This is a genomic window from Pseudomonas sp. HP_01, from assembly GCF_055284355.1.
Genome location: NZ_JBTOPV010000019.1, coordinates 62,957 through 76,872 on the forward strand (window position 1 = coordinate 62,957; position 13,916 = coordinate 76,872).

At 61.1% G+C, this 13,916-nt stretch carries 13 protein-coding genes; 3 read left to right on the forward strand and 10 right to left on the reverse strand.

Annotated features, from left to right (window positions below):
- Positions 1-73 precede the first annotated feature (73 nt).
- Entirely contained in the window at positions 74-1,168 is a 1,095-nt protein-coding gene (gene apbC / locus ACYAR8_RS12675; RefSeq protein WP_074889008.1) for an iron-sulfur cluster carrier protein ApbC, read from the forward strand.
- 166 nt (positions 1,169-1,334) lie between these two features.
- Here the strand turns inward: apbC and ACYAR8_RS12680 are convergent, their stop codons facing one another.
- Complete coding sequence (locus tag ACYAR8_RS12680) at positions 1,335-1,544, reverse strand: cold-shock protein (protein ID WP_002554837.1); 210 nt, start codon at positions 1,542-1,544, stop codon at positions 1,335-1,337.
- Between the two features lie 310 nt (positions 1,545-1,854).
- On the opposite strand from ACYAR8_RS12680, the gene dcd reads away from it, so the two are divergent.
- Together dcd and ACYAR8_RS12690 are read left to right on the forward strand one after the other, a co-directional pair.
- Positions 1,855-2,421: a dCTP deaminase gene (gene dcd / locus ACYAR8_RS12685; protein ID WP_002554836.1), complete on the forward strand. Its 567-nt coding sequence runs from the start codon at positions 1,855-1,857 to the stop codon at positions 2,419-2,421.
- Positions 2,422-2,530: 109 nt separating this feature from the next.
- Positions 2,531-2,752: a hypothetical protein gene (locus ACYAR8_RS12690; RefSeq protein ID WP_074889014.1), complete on the forward strand. Its 222-nt coding sequence runs from the start codon at positions 2,531-2,533 to the stop codon at positions 2,750-2,752.
- Between the two features lie 116 nt (positions 2,753-2,868).
- On the opposite strand, the gene pdeM is transcribed toward ACYAR8_RS12690, so the two are convergent.
- From pdeM to ACYAR8_RS12735, 9 genes are all read right to left on the reverse strand, one after another.
- A complete protein-coding gene (pdeM, locus tag ACYAR8_RS12695) occupies positions 2,869-3,525 on the reverse strand; it encodes a ligase-associated DNA damage response endonuclease PdeM (protein ID WP_108122175.1) in 657 nt (218 codons plus the stop codon).
- A complete protein-coding gene (locus ACYAR8_RS12700; protein ID WP_463580067.1) occupies positions 3,522-6,014 on the reverse strand; it encodes a ligase-associated DNA damage response DEXH box helicase in 2,493 nt (830 codons plus the stop codon). The genes pdeM and ACYAR8_RS12700 overlap by 4 nt, the downstream gene beginning before the upstream one ends.
- A 259-nt stretch (positions 6,015-6,273) precedes the next feature.
- Positions 6,274-7,038 (reverse strand): ABC transporter ATP-binding protein, encoded by a 765-nt coding sequence (locus ACYAR8_RS12705; RefSeq protein ID WP_037012269.1) that lies wholly within the window; start codon positions 7,036-7,038, stop codon positions 6,274-6,276.
- Positions 7,039-7,050: 12 nt separating this feature from the next.
- Positions 7,051-8,169, reverse strand: a complete 1,119-nt coding sequence (locus ACYAR8_RS12710; RefSeq protein WP_463580068.1) for a succinylglutamate desuccinylase/aspartoacylase family protein — start codon at positions 8,167-8,169, stop codon at positions 7,051-7,053.
- A 9-nt stretch (positions 8,170-8,178) separates the two neighbouring features.
- Positions 8,179-8,889 (reverse strand): ABC transporter permease, encoded by a 711-nt coding sequence (locus tag ACYAR8_RS12715; protein ID WP_463580069.1) that lies wholly within the window; start codon positions 8,887-8,889, stop codon positions 8,179-8,181.
- Positions 8,886-9,614, reverse strand: a complete 729-nt coding sequence (locus ACYAR8_RS12720; protein WP_463580070.1) for an ABC transporter permease — start codon at positions 9,612-9,614, stop codon at positions 8,886-8,888. The genes ACYAR8_RS12715 and ACYAR8_RS12720 overlap by 4 nt, the downstream gene beginning before the upstream one ends.
- A gap of 79 nt (positions 9,615-9,693) precedes the next feature.
- Entirely contained in the window at positions 9,694-10,476 is a 783-nt protein-coding gene (locus tag ACYAR8_RS12725; RefSeq protein WP_463580071.1) for a transporter substrate-binding domain-containing protein, read from the reverse strand.
- Between the two features lie 380 nt (positions 10,477-10,856).
- Complete coding sequence (locus tag ACYAR8_RS12730; protein WP_463580072.1) at positions 10,857-12,572, reverse strand: ATP-dependent DNA ligase; 1,716 nt, start codon at positions 12,570-12,572, stop codon at positions 10,857-10,859.
- Entirely contained in the window at positions 12,569-13,621 is a 1,053-nt protein-coding gene (locus ACYAR8_RS12735) for a ligase-associated DNA damage response exonuclease (protein WP_463580073.1), read from the reverse strand. The genes ACYAR8_RS12730 and ACYAR8_RS12735 overlap by 4 nt, the downstream gene beginning before the upstream one ends.
- Positions 13,622-13,916 lie beyond the last annotated feature (295 nt).

A 13,916-nucleotide genomic window follows, 5' to 3' on the forward strand; every position in this document is an offset into this window, starting at 1 on the left:
TCGTTGCGTTCTTTATCAGGCATACAAGGTAGGATGGCCGCCTGTTTTAGTCAGTCTTTATAGGGAGTCACCCATGAGCGCTGTCAATCGCGCAACGGTGGAAGCCGTCCTTCGCCAGTACACCGATCCTTACTTGAATCAGGACCCGGTCAGCGCCGGTTGTGTCCGCGCCATCGATATCGACGGTGACCGCGTGAGTGTCCAGCTGGAACTGGGTTACGCGGCCGCGCTGTTCAAGAACGGCTGGGCGCAGATGCTGCAGATGGCGATTGAAGGGCTGGATGGCGTCGCATCGGCCAGTGTCCGGATCGCCTCGGTCATTCACCCTCACAAAGCCCTTGGTCAGATCCCCGGCCTGGCCAATGTGAAGAACATCGTGGCCGTTGCGTCGGGCAAAGGCGGCGTCGGTAAATCCACGACCGCTGCCAACCTTGCGCTGGCGCTGTCCCGGGAAGGCGCGCGCGTTGGCATTCTTGATGCCGATATCTATGGTCCGAGCCAGGGCGTTATGTTCGGTATCGCCGAAGGCACCCGTCCGAAGATCAAGGATCAGAAGTGGTTCGTACCAATCGAAGCCCACGGCATCGAAGTGATGTCGATGGCGTTTCTGACCGACGACAACACGCCGATGGTCTGGAGAGGGCCGATGGTATCGGGGGCACTGTTGCAACTGGTGACCCAGACCGCCTGGAATGATCTGGATTACCTGGTCATCGATATGCCGCCAGGCACCGGCGATATCCAGCTGACCCTCGCCCAGAAAGTCCCGGTCGCGGGCGCTGTGATCGTCACGACCCCGCAGGATCTTGCATTGCTGGATGCGAAGAAAGGTGTGGAGATGTTCCGCAAGGTCAACATCCCGGTGCTGGGTGTCGTTGAAAACATGGCCGTGCATATCTGCTCGAACTGCGGTCATGCCGAGCATCTGTTTGGCGAAGGCGGAGGAGAAAAGCTGGCGACGCAATATGGCGTCGAGCTGCTGGCCTCGCTGCCACTGTCCATGCTCATCAGAGAGCAGGCCGATGGTGGCAAGCCAACGGCGATTGCCGAGCCTGAGAGTCAGATTGCGATGGTGTATCAGGAGCTGGCGCGTCATGTCGGCGCGCGGATCGTGCTGCAGGAAGCTGCTACTGCGGAGATGCCGAGCATCTCTGTGAGCGACGACTGATGCGCTGAGGCGTAAGGCTGGAGACGCGATGTGCCTGATGCTAGGCATGTCGCGGTAGTAAGTATTGAGGCAAAGGTTGCAGGCGGGATGTGCAGAAATGCCCTTTCTACAGGCATAAAAAAACCCCGCTTTTGAGGGCGGGGTTTTTTAAGCTAATCAGTACAAGTTAGATAACTTGAACTTCTTCAGCTTGCATGCCTTTCTGACCGCGGGTAGCGATGAAAGAGACCTGTTGGCCTTCTTTCAGGCTTTTGAAGCCGTCAGATTGGATAGCTTTGAAGTGAACGAACAGGTCGTCACCCGATTGTGGAGTGATGAAGCCGAAGCCTTTTTCATCGTTGAACCACTTAACGGTACCAGTTTGGCGATTAGACATGGTGTATCTCCTTGGACAAAGTTAACTGCGACTCAGGAAGTGCCCTGGCCGAGACTGAGTGCAAAGAGCAGGAAAAATTCTTGGAGATGGTTGGATCGAAATTCAACATCGTGTAGATATTCTCAGTGACACAAGCAACACAGTGGAGCCACCTTACCCCTTTTTCTCGGATGTGCAAAGGGGCTGTCTACGATTTTTTCTTGAGGTGGCTCAACGCCGTTAATGCACGCGGTGCGCAATCTTTGAACCCGGGGCGTTCGACCGGTAAGATGCCGGACATCTTTTTCACCTCGCTATTCAGGACACCGCCATGAGCATCAAATCGGACAAGTGGATTCGCCGCATGGCGCAGGAACACGGCATGATCGAGCCGTTCGTGGAGCGTCAGGTGCGCGGCGAAGGCGCGGATCGAGTGATCTCTTTCGGTGTTTCCAGCTACGGCTATGACGTGCGTTGCGCCGACGAATTCAAGGTGTTCACCAACATCAATTCGGCCACCGTCGACCCCAAAAACTTCGACGAAAAAAGTTTTGTAGACATCAAAAGCGACGTTTGCATCATCCCGCCGAACTCATTCGCACTGGCACGCACCGTCGAATATTTCCGCATTCCGCGTAATGTGCTGACCATCTGCCTTGGCAAAAGCACCTATGCGCGCTGCGGCATCATCGTCAACGTGACGCCCCTTGAGCCTGAATGGGAAGGGCACGTGACCCTGGAATTCTCCAACACCACCACGCTGCCGGCGAAGATCTACGCCAATGAAGGCGTCGCACAGATGCTCTTTCTGGAATCCGACGAAGAGTGTGAAGTGTCCTACAAGGACCGTGGTGGCAAGTACCAAGGCCAGCGCGGTGTGACGCTGCCCCGTACCTAATCGCGCCATTTGTCAGCCAGGCACTGAATTTGTCTCGCAATTCGCACTCTATTGACTGAACTGTTCCCATCCGCACCATGCGGGTGGGGCCAACGCTCAGGAGTGCCCTATGAAGAGACACATCAACACCAGCAGCAAGGAACCCGACCCGAGTGCCAATCAGGTTGGTTTGCTGGCTTGGTCGCTGTTAGCGCATCCACACCTCAATAATATGGTCGCCGGGGGCATTCCCGGGCAGCCAGACCCAGACAGTCCAAACGAGTACCCTCAGCCTGACGAAGGCGGCGTGCCGACAATACCGGACGAGCCACCACCCGCACCGGTTGCCTGATTCAAGTCCCGTCGGTGCCTCAGCATCGGCGGGGCTGTTCAGTGTCGCGCCTGGCCCTGCGCTTTAGGGGCGCTTGTCGCCATCTCTTTCATGATTGATCCCGCCGTTCTCCCGATTCAAACCGCCTCCCACACCGCCCCATCCCCCACCACATAAATCTTGCTGTTCTCAGCCCGATCAATATTCATGCCCCCTGTGAAAGCGCCGAATGCTGGCAGCAGACTGACGCGTGGCATCACGTAAAAGCACGGCAATCGCAAGCGCTGACGTCCTCGTCCGTACAGCCGGTAGGCCGGATGCACATGGCCCGCCAGGACGTGAAAATCAGGGTGCGGGTCAGGTTCGTGCTGAAGGGCATAGGGCCCCATAAACATGGGTTCCTCGACCACTTCAATGCGCAGTTCCGGCGGCGGATCACCTGCACGCTTATCGTGGTTTCCCCGGATCAAGGTGATCGCCAGACCATGATGTTTGTCCCGCCATGCCTGAATGGCCGACAGCGTGCCGGCCGCATGGGATTCCGGGGCGTGAAGAAAGTCCCCCAGAAAGATCAACCGCTCGCAGTCATAGCTCGCCAGCAGTGCATCCAGGCGCTGAAGGTTATCGTCGGTGGTGCCATGGGGCACTGGCTGACCCAGTCGTCGGTAGGCAGCGGCCTTGCCAAAGTGGGCGTCGGCAATCAACAACGCACGCTCGGCCGGGTAGTAGATGGCTTTGTCCGCCAGCAACCATAGCTCCGCGCCTGCCAGCTGAATCGAAAGATACGGCCTCACGTCATGACCTCAGGCCCGGCGGCTTTTTCGAGGTCGCTGACCATGCGTGCAATACGGTCGGAGAGTTTTTCGGTGCTGAGGCTTTCGCGCATGCGTTCGACCAGCAGCGGGAAGGCCATCGGGGTGGGGCGTTTGATCACGTGCAAATCCAGGGTTCGGTTGTTGATCCGGCTGAGGGTCTGTTCAAGACGGGCGACATCGAGTTCCTGCCGCAGCACTTCTTCCTGGGCCTGGGTCAGCAGCAGGTTGCCGGCGTCGTACTGTTTGAACACTTCGAAGAACAAGCCACTGGAAGCCTGCAGCTGTCGGTTGCTCTTCGGCGCGCCAGGGTAGCCGGAGAACACCAGCCCGGCGATGCGGGCAATTTCGCGAAAGCGGCGCAGTGCCAGTTCGCCGGCGTTCAGGCTGGCAATGATATCGGCCAGCAGTTCATCTTCGGAAAACAGCTGAGTCGTCAGGCGCTCATTCCAGTCGAGGGGCGTGGCGCTGAGCAGCTCGAAGCCATAGTCGTTCACCGCGATGGAGAAGGTCAGCGGCGTGTCACGACTCAGGCGCCAGGCCAGCAGGCTCGCCAGCCCCAAGTGCACATGCCGGCCGGCGAAGGGATACAAAAACAAATGCCAGCCCTCGCGGGACTTCAAAACTTCTGCCAGCAGCGTGTCCTTGCGCGGCAACGCCGACCATTGCCGTTGCACTTCCAGCAGCGGGCTGACGATGTGCATCTCGGGGCTGCTGAAGTCGCCCCGGGCAGCGGCATCGAATTTTTCGACGACGGCGTCTGCCAGTTCGTTGGAGAGCGGCATCCGTCCGCCATTCCAGCGCGGGACGGCGGCTTTTTTACCCGTAGCCTTTTTCACGTACGCGGTCATGTTCTCCACGCGCACCAGTTCCAGCAGGCGACCGCTGAACAGAAACCCGTCTCCAGGTTTCAATCGGGCGATGAAGCCTTCTTCGACGCTCCCGAGGGATCCGCCTCCGCCGCCCTTGCTCCAATACTTCACGTTGATGCTGGCTTCACTGACGATGGTGCCCACGCTCATGCGGTGGCGGCGGGCGAGGCGGGCGTCGGGGACGCGCCAGATGCCGTCTTCGTCAGGCTCGACCCGTCGGTAATCAGGGTAAGCCGTCAGAGAGAGGCCGCCGTAACGCACGAACGCCAAAGCCCATTCCCACTCTTCGTCGGTGAGGTCGCGATAGGCCCAGGCTGTACGAACTTCGGCCAGTAGCGCGTCGGGCATAAAGCCGCCGCCGAGGGCCATGCTCACCAGATGCTGCACGAGGACATCCAGCGGCTTGTAGGGTGATTCGCGAGGTTCAATCAGACGCGCGTCGACGGCGTCGCGGGCAGCGGCAGCTTCGACCAGCTCCAGGCTATGGGTCGGCACCAGCGTTACCCGTGACGGGCGGCCCGGCGCGTGGCCCGAGCGCCCCGCACGCTGCATAAGCCGCGCGACGCCCTTGGCCGAACCGATCTGCAGCACACGCTCGACCGGCAGAAAATCCACGCCCAAATCGAGGCTTGAGGTGCAGACCACGGCTTTCAGGTGGCCTTCTTTCAACGCGCGCTCAACCCAGTCGCGGACCTCGCGGGAGAGTGAGCCGTGGTGCAGCGCGATCAGCCCGGCCCAGTCGGGGCGTGCCTCCAGCAACGCCTGATACCAGACTTCCGACTGCGCGCGGGTATTGGTGAACAGCAGGCAACTGGAACAGCTATCTACTTCGGCCAGCACCTGCGGGAGCATGCGCAGCCCCATATGTCCGGCCCAGGGGAAGCGTTCGATGGAGGGCGGCAGCAACGTGTCGACGATCAATTTCTTGACCACTTTGCCGTGAACGGTGGTGCCGTGATCGCCCACCAGCACCTGTTGCGCGTGATCTTGATTGCCGAGGGTCGCGGAAAGGCCCCAGATGACCAGCTCGGGATTCCACTGACGCAGCCTTGCCAGCGCCAGTTGCAGCTGAATGCCGCGCTTGTTGCCAATCAGTTCGTGCCATTCATCGACAACGACCATCTTCAGCGTCGACATCGTCGCCTGGGCATCGGCGCGGGTCAGCAGCAGCGTCAGGCTCTCCGGCGTGGTGATCAGCGCGGAGGGCAGGCGTCGGCCCTGTTTGGCGCGTTCGCTGCTGCTGGTGTCGCCGGTGCGCAGGCCGACGCTCCACGGGATCTGCAAATCCTGCAGGGGGCCTTCGAGTGCGCGGGCGGTGTCGGCAGCGAGGGCGCGCATGGGCGTGATCCACAACACGCTGAGGGGCGCCGCCACGGGCTTGCGCTTGCGCGGCTTCAGCTCCGTGGGCTCGGGCGCAGGTCGGGCGAACTGGTTGAGGGCGGCAAACCACACCGAGTACGTCTTGCCCGCGCCGGTGCTGGCGTGCAGGAGGCCCGACTCGCCGCGGGCGACGGCGGCCCAGACTTCTTTCTGGAAGGGGAAGGGTTTCCAGCCGCGCTCGGCAAACCAGCGCTTGGCGAAATTGACAGCTCTTGGCATGCGCAGGCTCTGGGAAGGGGTTAAGTCAGAGACCGCTGGGGGAGGGGTTTAGTTTGGTCGGGATTTATCACCCGGCGCTGAACCTGTGGGAGCGACCGGGGTGGCGCTCCACCTTGCTCGCGAATGCAGTGGGTCAGCAACAAATAGTCTGACTGACAGAATGCCTTCGCGGGCAAGGTGGAGCGCCACACCGGTCGCTCCTACAGGATTTGCATTTGCCAATGTAATGAACGCGGCAGGAGATCAGGACGCTGCGAAATTATTTCAAATTACCGCTCAAAAACTGCTGCAAGCGCTCGCTCTTCGGGCTGCCCAGCACGTCGTCCGGGTGGCCCATCTCCTCGATCTGGCCCTGATGCAGGAACACCACCTGATTGGCGACCTTGCGGGCGAAGCCCATTTCGTGAGTTACCAGGATCATGGTTCGACCCTCTTCGGCGAGGCCCTGAATCACTTTCAAGACTTCGCCGACCAGCTCAGGGTCGAGCGCTGAAGTGGGCTCGTCGAACAGCATGATTTCCGGTTCCATCGCCAGCGCCCGGGCGATGGCGACGCGCTGCTGTTGGCCGCCGGACAGAAACGCCGGGTACTGATCGGCGACGCGCGCGGGCAGCCCCACCTTGTCCAGGTATTTGCGCGCGCGAGCCTCAGCTTCGACCTTCGACACGCCAAGCACCCGGCGCGGGGCCATGGTGATGTTTTCCAGCACCGTCATGTGGCTCCACAGGTTGAAATGCTGGAACACCATCGCCAGCCGCGTGCGAATCCGCTGCAGTTCGGCCGGGTCGGCAACGCGCATCCCGCCGGCGTCGCTGACCATGCGCACGGGCTGGCCGTCCAGGCTCATGGCGCCGTCATTGGGTTGCTCAAGAAAATTGATGCAGCGCAGGAACGTGCTCTTGCCCGAGCCGCTGGCGCCGATCAGGCAAATCACGTCGCCGACACTGGCCTTCAGCGACACCCCTTTGAGCACCTCGTGGTCACCGTAGCTTTTATGCAGGCCATCGATGGTCAGTTTGTACATGAAGGGCAGTCCTCAAGGAGAAAGTAAGTAGCCGCTGCGATAGGCTTCGGTGCCGGCGACATGGGCGATGACCATGCCGGCAGTCGCCATGCGTCGCAATGAGCGGGCGTACATAAGGCCAGCGTTGGCCGTGTGGATCGGGGTCACTGCGTCGCTGATCGGGTCGATGACCTCAGCGATCAATTGCCCCGCCTCTACGTATTCGCCGGGCAGTGTGCAGAACACCAGCAGACCACCGACAGGCGTGGCGACCGGTTCGACGCCTGCCAGCGGGGTCGCCGGGTAAATCAGTTCGGGTGGTGCAACCGGCTCGCCGGCAATGGCGCCGTGGTGCATCAGGTAGCTGATGATCGCCTGACAGTCGCGGCTGGCGAGGGCGTGATTGACATCCCCCTGACCGCGCAACTCCAGGGTCACGGAAAAGCTGCCCAGCGGAATCGGAAAGCGCTTGGCAAATCGTTGCTGCAGTTGCCACCAGACCAGCGTGAAGCATTCGTCGAACGACTGCCCGCCGGAATCGGTCGCCAGCAGGCTTGCCTGTGCGCCGAGATAACGCGACAACGCTTCGACCTGGGGCCAGGCTTCAGGCGTTGTGTAAAGGTGCTCGACGGATTCGAAATCGCAATGCAGGTCCAGCACCACATCAGCGTCACAGGCCAGACGTTGCAGCGTCTGGCGCTGGGACTCCAGCTGGGTGCTGCCGACGCAGGTGTTCAGTGCCGCCAGCAGGGTTTTGCGAATCAGCGTGACGTTGCCCTTGGGGTCATCCGTCAGCAGCGCTTCGACTTCATCGCCCACTTGCTGACCGAGGTCGACGAAACGGCGATTGAAGTTCTGCCCGCTCTCTAGTTCGTAGCGGCCCAGGGGCATGTCCATCAGGACCTGCTCCAGACCGATGGGATTGGCCACCGGAACGACCACGACTTCGCCGAGCAATTGACCGGCGTTTTCAAGCTCGGCCAGCCGTTGCTTCAAATACCAGGACACCAGCATGCCCGGCAGCTCGTCGGCGTGCAGGGACGACTGGATGTAAACCTTGCAGGCGCCGTTTTCCGGGCCGTAGTGAAAGCTGTGGATCTGCCGCGCGGTGCCGGGCACCGGGGCCAGCAGATCATGGGTCTGGTGTCGCATGCAGGGTTCCTAGTGAGTCGGGCCGAGGAAGGCCAGCCAGCGGCGTTCAGCCAGTCGGAACAGGCCCACCAGAATGAACGTGACCGTGAGGTAGATCAGCGCCGCGATGCCGAACGACTGGAACGTCAGGAAGGTGGCCGAGTTGGCGTCGCGCGCGACCTTGAGGATGTCCGGCACGGTGGCGGTGAAGGCCACGGTGGTGGAGTGCAGCATCAGGATCACTTCGTTGCTGTAATAAGGCAGCGAACGGCGCAGTGCCGACGGCATGATCACATAGGCGTACAAGCGCCAGCCGGTCAGCCCGTAAGCCTTGGCCGCCTCGACTTCGCCGTGGTTCATGCTGCGAATCGCACCGGCGAAGATTTCGGTCGTGTAGGCGCAGGTGTTGAGGGCGAAGGCGAGGATGGTGCAGTTCATCGCGTCACGGAAGAACGCATCAAGTATCGGCTGTTCACGCACGGCGGCGATGCTGTAGATCCCGGTGTAGCAAATCAGCAACTGGATATACAGCGGCGTGCCGCGGAACAAGTAGGTGTAGAACTGCACCGGCCAGCGCACCAGCGGATTGCGCGACACGCGTGCGATGGACAGCGGAATCGAGACGATAAAACCGATGGCAATGGAGGCACTGAGCAGCCACATCGTCATGGCCAGGCCGGTGATGTTCTGGCCGTCCGTATAAAGGAAGGCGCGCCAGTATTCTTGCAGCAACTCGATCATCGTTGGGCCTCCCGGCTGCCAGCGGCATAACGCCGCTCGGCCCAGCGCAGGGCGAAGTTGGACACGCTGGTGATGACCAGATAGATCAGTGCCGCGAGTACCAGGAAATAGAACAGCTGATACGTGCTTTTACCCGCGTCCTGCGCGGCCTTGACCAGGTCGGCCAGACCGATGATCGACACCAGCGCGGTGGCCTTGAGCACCACTTGCCAGTTGTTGCCGATGCCGGGCAGGGCGAAGCGCATCATCTGCGGGAACACGACCATGCGAAACCGTTGTGAGCGGCTGAGGCCGTAGGCTGTGGCGGCTTCGACCTGACCACGCGGTACGGCGAGAATCGCGCCGCGGAAGGTCTCGGTGAAGTACGCGCCATAGATGAAGCCCAACGTGATGACGCCGGCAGAGAAAGGGTCGATCTCGATGTAATCCCATTCCATCGCTTCGGTGAGCGTGGTCAGCCATGTTTGCAGGCTGTAGAAGATCAGCAGCATCAGCACCAGGTCCGGTATGCCCCGGATCAGCGTGGTGTAGATCTGGGCCGGGACGCGCAGCACGGCTGCTTTGGACAGTTTGGCACTGGCGCCCAGCAGGCCGAGCACAACGGCCAGCAGCAGCGACATTACCGATAATTTGACGGTCATCCAGGTGCCTTCCAGCAACAGCGGGCCAAAGCCCTTCAAACTGAATGCTGACAGTCCCAGGTTTTGCAGGAGAGTTTCGAACATGTGCAACCTATACAGTCAATAAAAACGCCCGTGAACTTCAGCGGCGGATTCTGGCTGAAATCAACGGGCGTCCGTTTGCTTATTTACCGCTGTACAGATTCAGATCGCCGAAGTGCTTCTTCTGGATCTCGGCGTACTTGCCGTCATCGTGCAATGCTTTGATGCCTTTATCCAACAGCGCTTTCAGCTCCTTGTCACCCTTGGAGATGCCAATGGCTGTTTTGGCTGGCAGCAGGGGATCTTCGATTGGCTTGCTGACTTCGTAATCACCACCCTGTGGCGATTTCAGGAAGCCCAGTTCGGCTTGCAGCATGTCTTGAACCGAGGCGTCCAGACGACCTGAAACGAGGTCGGCATACACCTGATCCTGGTTGGCATAGGCCTGGGTCTTCACGCCAGCCTTGTCCAGGACGGCTTTGGCGTAGGCTTCCTGGATGGTGCCTTGCTCGTAACCCACGGTTTTGCCTTTGAGCGAAGCAGTGTCAGCGCTCAGGCCGGAGCCTTTCTTGTAAACCAGCGAGGTAGGACCGGAGAACAGTTCGTTGGAGAAGTCGATGACTTTTTCGCGAGCCGGGGTCACGGTCATGGAGGAGATCACGCCGTCGAATTTCTTGGCTTTCAGGCCTGGGATCATGCCGTCGAAATCGCTTTCGACCCACTTGCACTTGACCTTCAGTTCAGCGCAGATCGCGTTACCCAGGTCGATATCAAAGCCCACCAGGCTGCCATCGGCGGCTTTGGATTCGAATGGCGCGTAGGAAGGATCGACGCCGAAACGCAGCTCCTTGTAGTCCTTGGCCATTGCATTACCGGCGGCCAGACAGATGGCGAGTGCGGAAAGGGTCAGCCATGCTTTTTTCATCGTTCAGTCCTTAAAACCAAATTGAGCGTTGGGAACACGCGAAGGCTTGCTACCGGCAAAAGCCAGACCGCAAATAGACAGCAATTTCCGAACCAAACAAACGAACGCGCGTTTTAAATGTACGGAGTTGTCGCAATGATGACTTAGAGCCATCTTTTGTCTTTCTTTGAGGCCCCGCAGGCACCGGCAGAGTAGCCGTATCTCGTTGAGAGTGGGCGAAAAAGTTGCAGCTTTTGGGGTGTCCAGCGAGGCTTGTTTCGGCAGCGGGGATATTCGAAACGCCCGCTGGGGCTTGTCGCGAAGGGGCCGCGGTTGTTGGCGCGCTCCACTTCAGTGCATCGCGCGCGGACTGGAGTCAGGCCCGCGCACCGCGACGGTGCTCAGGCCAGCAGGTCCTGGAGCGTCGCCAGGCTGTCGGCTTCGGCGACGGGCTTGTCCAGCCGCCACCGCAGCATCCTCGGGAACCTGACAGCGATGCCGCTCTTGTGCCGTTTCGAGAGGGCGATACCTTCGAAGCCCAACTCGAACACCAGGGTCGGGGTAACACTTCTCACCGGCCCAAACTTGTCGACGGTGGTCTTGCGGATGATTGCATCGACTTTGCGCATCTCTTCGTCGGTCAGTCCTGAATACGCTTTGGCGAAGGGCACCAATGTCCGTTCGCTGGACTCCGGCGGGCCGTCCCAGACCGCGAAGGTATAGTCGCTGTACAGGCTGGCGCGGCGGCCGTGACCGCGTTGGGCGTAGATCAGCACCGCGTCGACGCTGAACGGGTCCATTTTCCATTTCCACCAGACGCCCATGTCCTTGGTGCGTCCGACGCCGTACATCGAGTCTCGCGCCTTGAGCATCATGCCTTCCACACCGAGACTGCGGGACGCCTCGCGCTGGCGGCCGAGGTCGAGCCAGTCGGTACCAGTCAGGACTGGGGATGGCATGAGTACCGGGCTTTGGGCGTTGGCGATGACTTTTTCCATCTGTGTACGGCGCTCATGTTGCTGGCGACTGCGCCAATCGTGGCCTTCCCATTCCAGCAGGTCGTAGGCCAGCACGACGACCGGCACGTCTTCCAGAATCTTCTTGCCCAGGGTTTTACGGCCGATCCGCTGTTGCAACAGGGCGAAGGGCTGCACCGACGGCGTTGCTTCGCCAGGCGTGCCCGGTGCGGGGGTGTCCAGGGCAAATTCGCCATCCTCGGGATGCTCAGGGGGCGCGGCTTTCCAGACGACGATCTCGCCGTCGATCACCGTGCCGTCGGGCAGGCATTGAGCCAGGCTGTGCAGTTCCGGGAAGCGATCCGTGACCAGTTCTTCGCCCCGCGACCAGATCCACAAGCGACCTTCACGCTTGACCACTTGGGCGCGAATGCCGTCCCACTTCCATTCCACCTGCCAGTTTTCGGCGGCGCCCAGCAGGTTCTCAAACTGATCGACCGGCTGCTGCAGCGCGTGGGCGAGGAAGAAAGGGTAGGGCTGGCCACCGCGTTGGGCGTGTTCGTCGGCCGACTCTTCGGCGATGAGTTTTAGATACCCGTCGGCGCTTGGACGATGGGAAAGATCGGTGTACCCGACGAGTCGCTGGGCCACGCGCTTGCTGTCGATATCGGCCAGGGCGGCGAGGGCCCGTGTCACCAGCAGCTTGGAGACACCGACGCGGAAACTGCCAGTGATCAGTTTCAGGCAGACCATCAGGCTTTGCGGGTCCAGTTGCGACCAGAACGTCGGCAGGCGCTCAAGCAGTTCTTCCGGGGGCAGGCCACGCAGGGGCAGCAGATGGTTTTCCATCCAGCTGGCCAGGCCTTCTTCGGAGCTGTGCTCTGCTTTCGGGAGCAAAAGCGACAGTGTTTCCGCCAGATCGCCTACCGCCTGGTAACTCTCCTCGAACAGCCATTCCGGCAATCCGGACAGCAGCAGCGCCTGCTCACGCAACATGCGCGTCGGCACCAGTTGCCGGGGGCGTCCGCCAGACAGGAAGTACACCGCCCACGCGGCGTCTTCGGGAGCCGCCTTGCTGAAATACGCTTGCATGGCCGCGAGCTTGGCGTTGCTGGAGGTGGTGGCGTCGAGGTCTGAATAGAGTTCGGCAAAGGCCTTCATGACGACGCCTCGCCTGTCGATGCGGGTTCGGGGGCTGGTTCGGTCTTGGCCGTTGCGTCGTCTTCTTCGTCGCCGTATTCGGTGGAGAAGCCTTGGGCGTCGAGGCCCAGTTCCCGCAGGTAGCGCACCAGCACGGCCACCGAACCGTGAGTAACCATAACCCGTTCTGCGCCGGTGTTTTCGATGGCCCAGAGCAAGCCCGGCCAGTCGGCGTGGTCGGAGAGGGCGAAGCCGCGGTCGACGCCGCGCCGACGTCGGGTCCCGCGCAGCATCATCCAGCCACTGGCGAAGGCGTCGCTGAATTCGCCGAAGCGGCGCATCCAGGTGCTGCCGCCGGCAGAGGGCGGGGCGATGATCAGGGCGCTGCGCAACGCGGGGTCGGTTTTTTTGAAGTCGCCGGCGTAGTGGGTTTCGGGGATGCGCACGCCGGCTTCGCGGTAGACGCGGTTGAGCGGTTCGACGGCGCCGTGGACGAGGATCGGGCCGATGCTGGGGTCAATCCCGTGGAGGATGCGTTGGGCCTTTCCGAATGAGTAGGCGAACAGGACGCTGGCTTTGCCGGCGGCGGCGTTGGCGCGCCACCATTCGTTGACGCCGGCGAAGATTTCCGCCTGTGGCTGCCAGCGGTAGATCGGCAGGCCGAAGGTGGATTCGGTGATGAAGGTGTGGCAGCGCACGGGTTCGAAGGGTTCGCAGGTGCCGTCGGGTTCGACTTTGTAGTCGCCTGAGGCGACCCAGATTTCGCCCTGGTATTCGAGGCGGACCTGGGCGGAGCCGAGGACGTGGCCGGCCGGGTGGAGGCTGAGTTTGACGCCGTGGTGGGTGATGCTTTCACCATAGGCGAGGGTCTGGAGGTTGATGTCCTGGCCCAGTCGGGAGCGCAGTATGCCTTCGCCGGGCGCGGCGGCGAGGTAGTGTTCATTGCCGGTGCGGGCGTGGTCGCCGTGGGCGTGGGTGATGACGGAGCGTTCGACCGGGCGCCACGGATCGATGTAGAAATCACCGGGCGGGCAGTAGAGGCCTTCGGGGCGGGCAATGACGAGATCCATGGTTTGACCGGGTTTGGGGACTTGTCAGGTAGAGCGGTGGCGGGGCGCAGAAGTTCGGGGTTTTGGAGTCACATCAAGATCAAGATCAGGATCAAGAGCGTCGGCCTAACGGCTCGACTGTTTCGCCTTCGGCGAGTTACTTGGAAAAGCACCCCAAGTAACCAAGGGTGCTTGCTCCTGGTTTGGCCCTTCGTTCCTCAGGGTTCCTTCACTCCGGTCTCGCTCCGTGGGCCCGCCGCCATCCGCCATCCATGGCGGGGGGCGGCTCTCGCGGCATCCATGCCGCTCGGCCCAC

Bases quoted from the DNA above. Each gene is read 5' to 3' on its own strand.
- apbC (WP_074889008.1), top strand. From the start codon at position 74: ATGAGCGCTGTCAATCGCGCAACGGTGGAAGCCGTCCTTCGCCAGTAC.
- ACYAR8_RS12680 (WP_002554837.1), bottom strand. From the start codon at position 1,544: ATGTCTAATCGCCAAACTGGTACCGTTAAGTGGTTCAACGATGAAAAA.
- dcd (WP_002554836.1), top strand. From the start codon at position 1,855: ATGAGCATCAAATCGGACAAGTGGATTCGCCGCATGGCGCAGGAACAC.
- ACYAR8_RS12690 (WP_074889014.1), top strand. From the start codon at position 2,531: ATGAAGAGACACATCAACACCAGCAGCAAGGAACCCGACCCGAGTGCC.
- ACYAR8_RS12700 (WP_463580067.1), bottom strand. From the start codon at position 6,014: ATGCCAAGAGCTGTCAATTTCGCCAAGCGCTGGTTTGCCGAGCGCGGC.
- ACYAR8_RS12705 (WP_037012269.1), bottom strand. From the start codon at position 7,038: ATGTACAAACTGACCATCGATGGCCTGCATAAAAGCTACGGTGACCAC.
- ACYAR8_RS12710 (WP_463580068.1), bottom strand. From the start codon at position 8,169: ATGCGACACCAGACCCATGATCTGCTGGCCCCGGTGCCCGGCACCGCG.
- ACYAR8_RS12715 (WP_463580069.1), bottom strand. From the start codon at position 8,889: ATGATCGAGTTGCTGCAAGAATACTGGCGCGCCTTCCTTTATACGGAC.
- ACYAR8_RS12720 (WP_463580070.1), bottom strand. From the start codon at position 9,614: ATGTTCGAAACTCTCCTGCAAAACCTGGGACTGTCAGCATTCAGTTTG.
- ACYAR8_RS12725 (WP_463580071.1), bottom strand. From the start codon at position 10,476: ATGAAAAAAGCATGGCTGACCCTTTCCGCACTCGCCATCTGTCTGGCC.
- ACYAR8_RS12730 (WP_463580072.1), bottom strand. From the start codon at position 12,572: ATGAAGGCCTTTGCCGAACTCTATTCAGACCTCGACGCCACCACCTCC.
- ACYAR8_RS12735 (WP_463580073.1), bottom strand. From the start codon at position 13,621: ATGGATCTCGTCATTGCCCGCCCCGAAGGCCTCTACTGCCCGCCCGGT.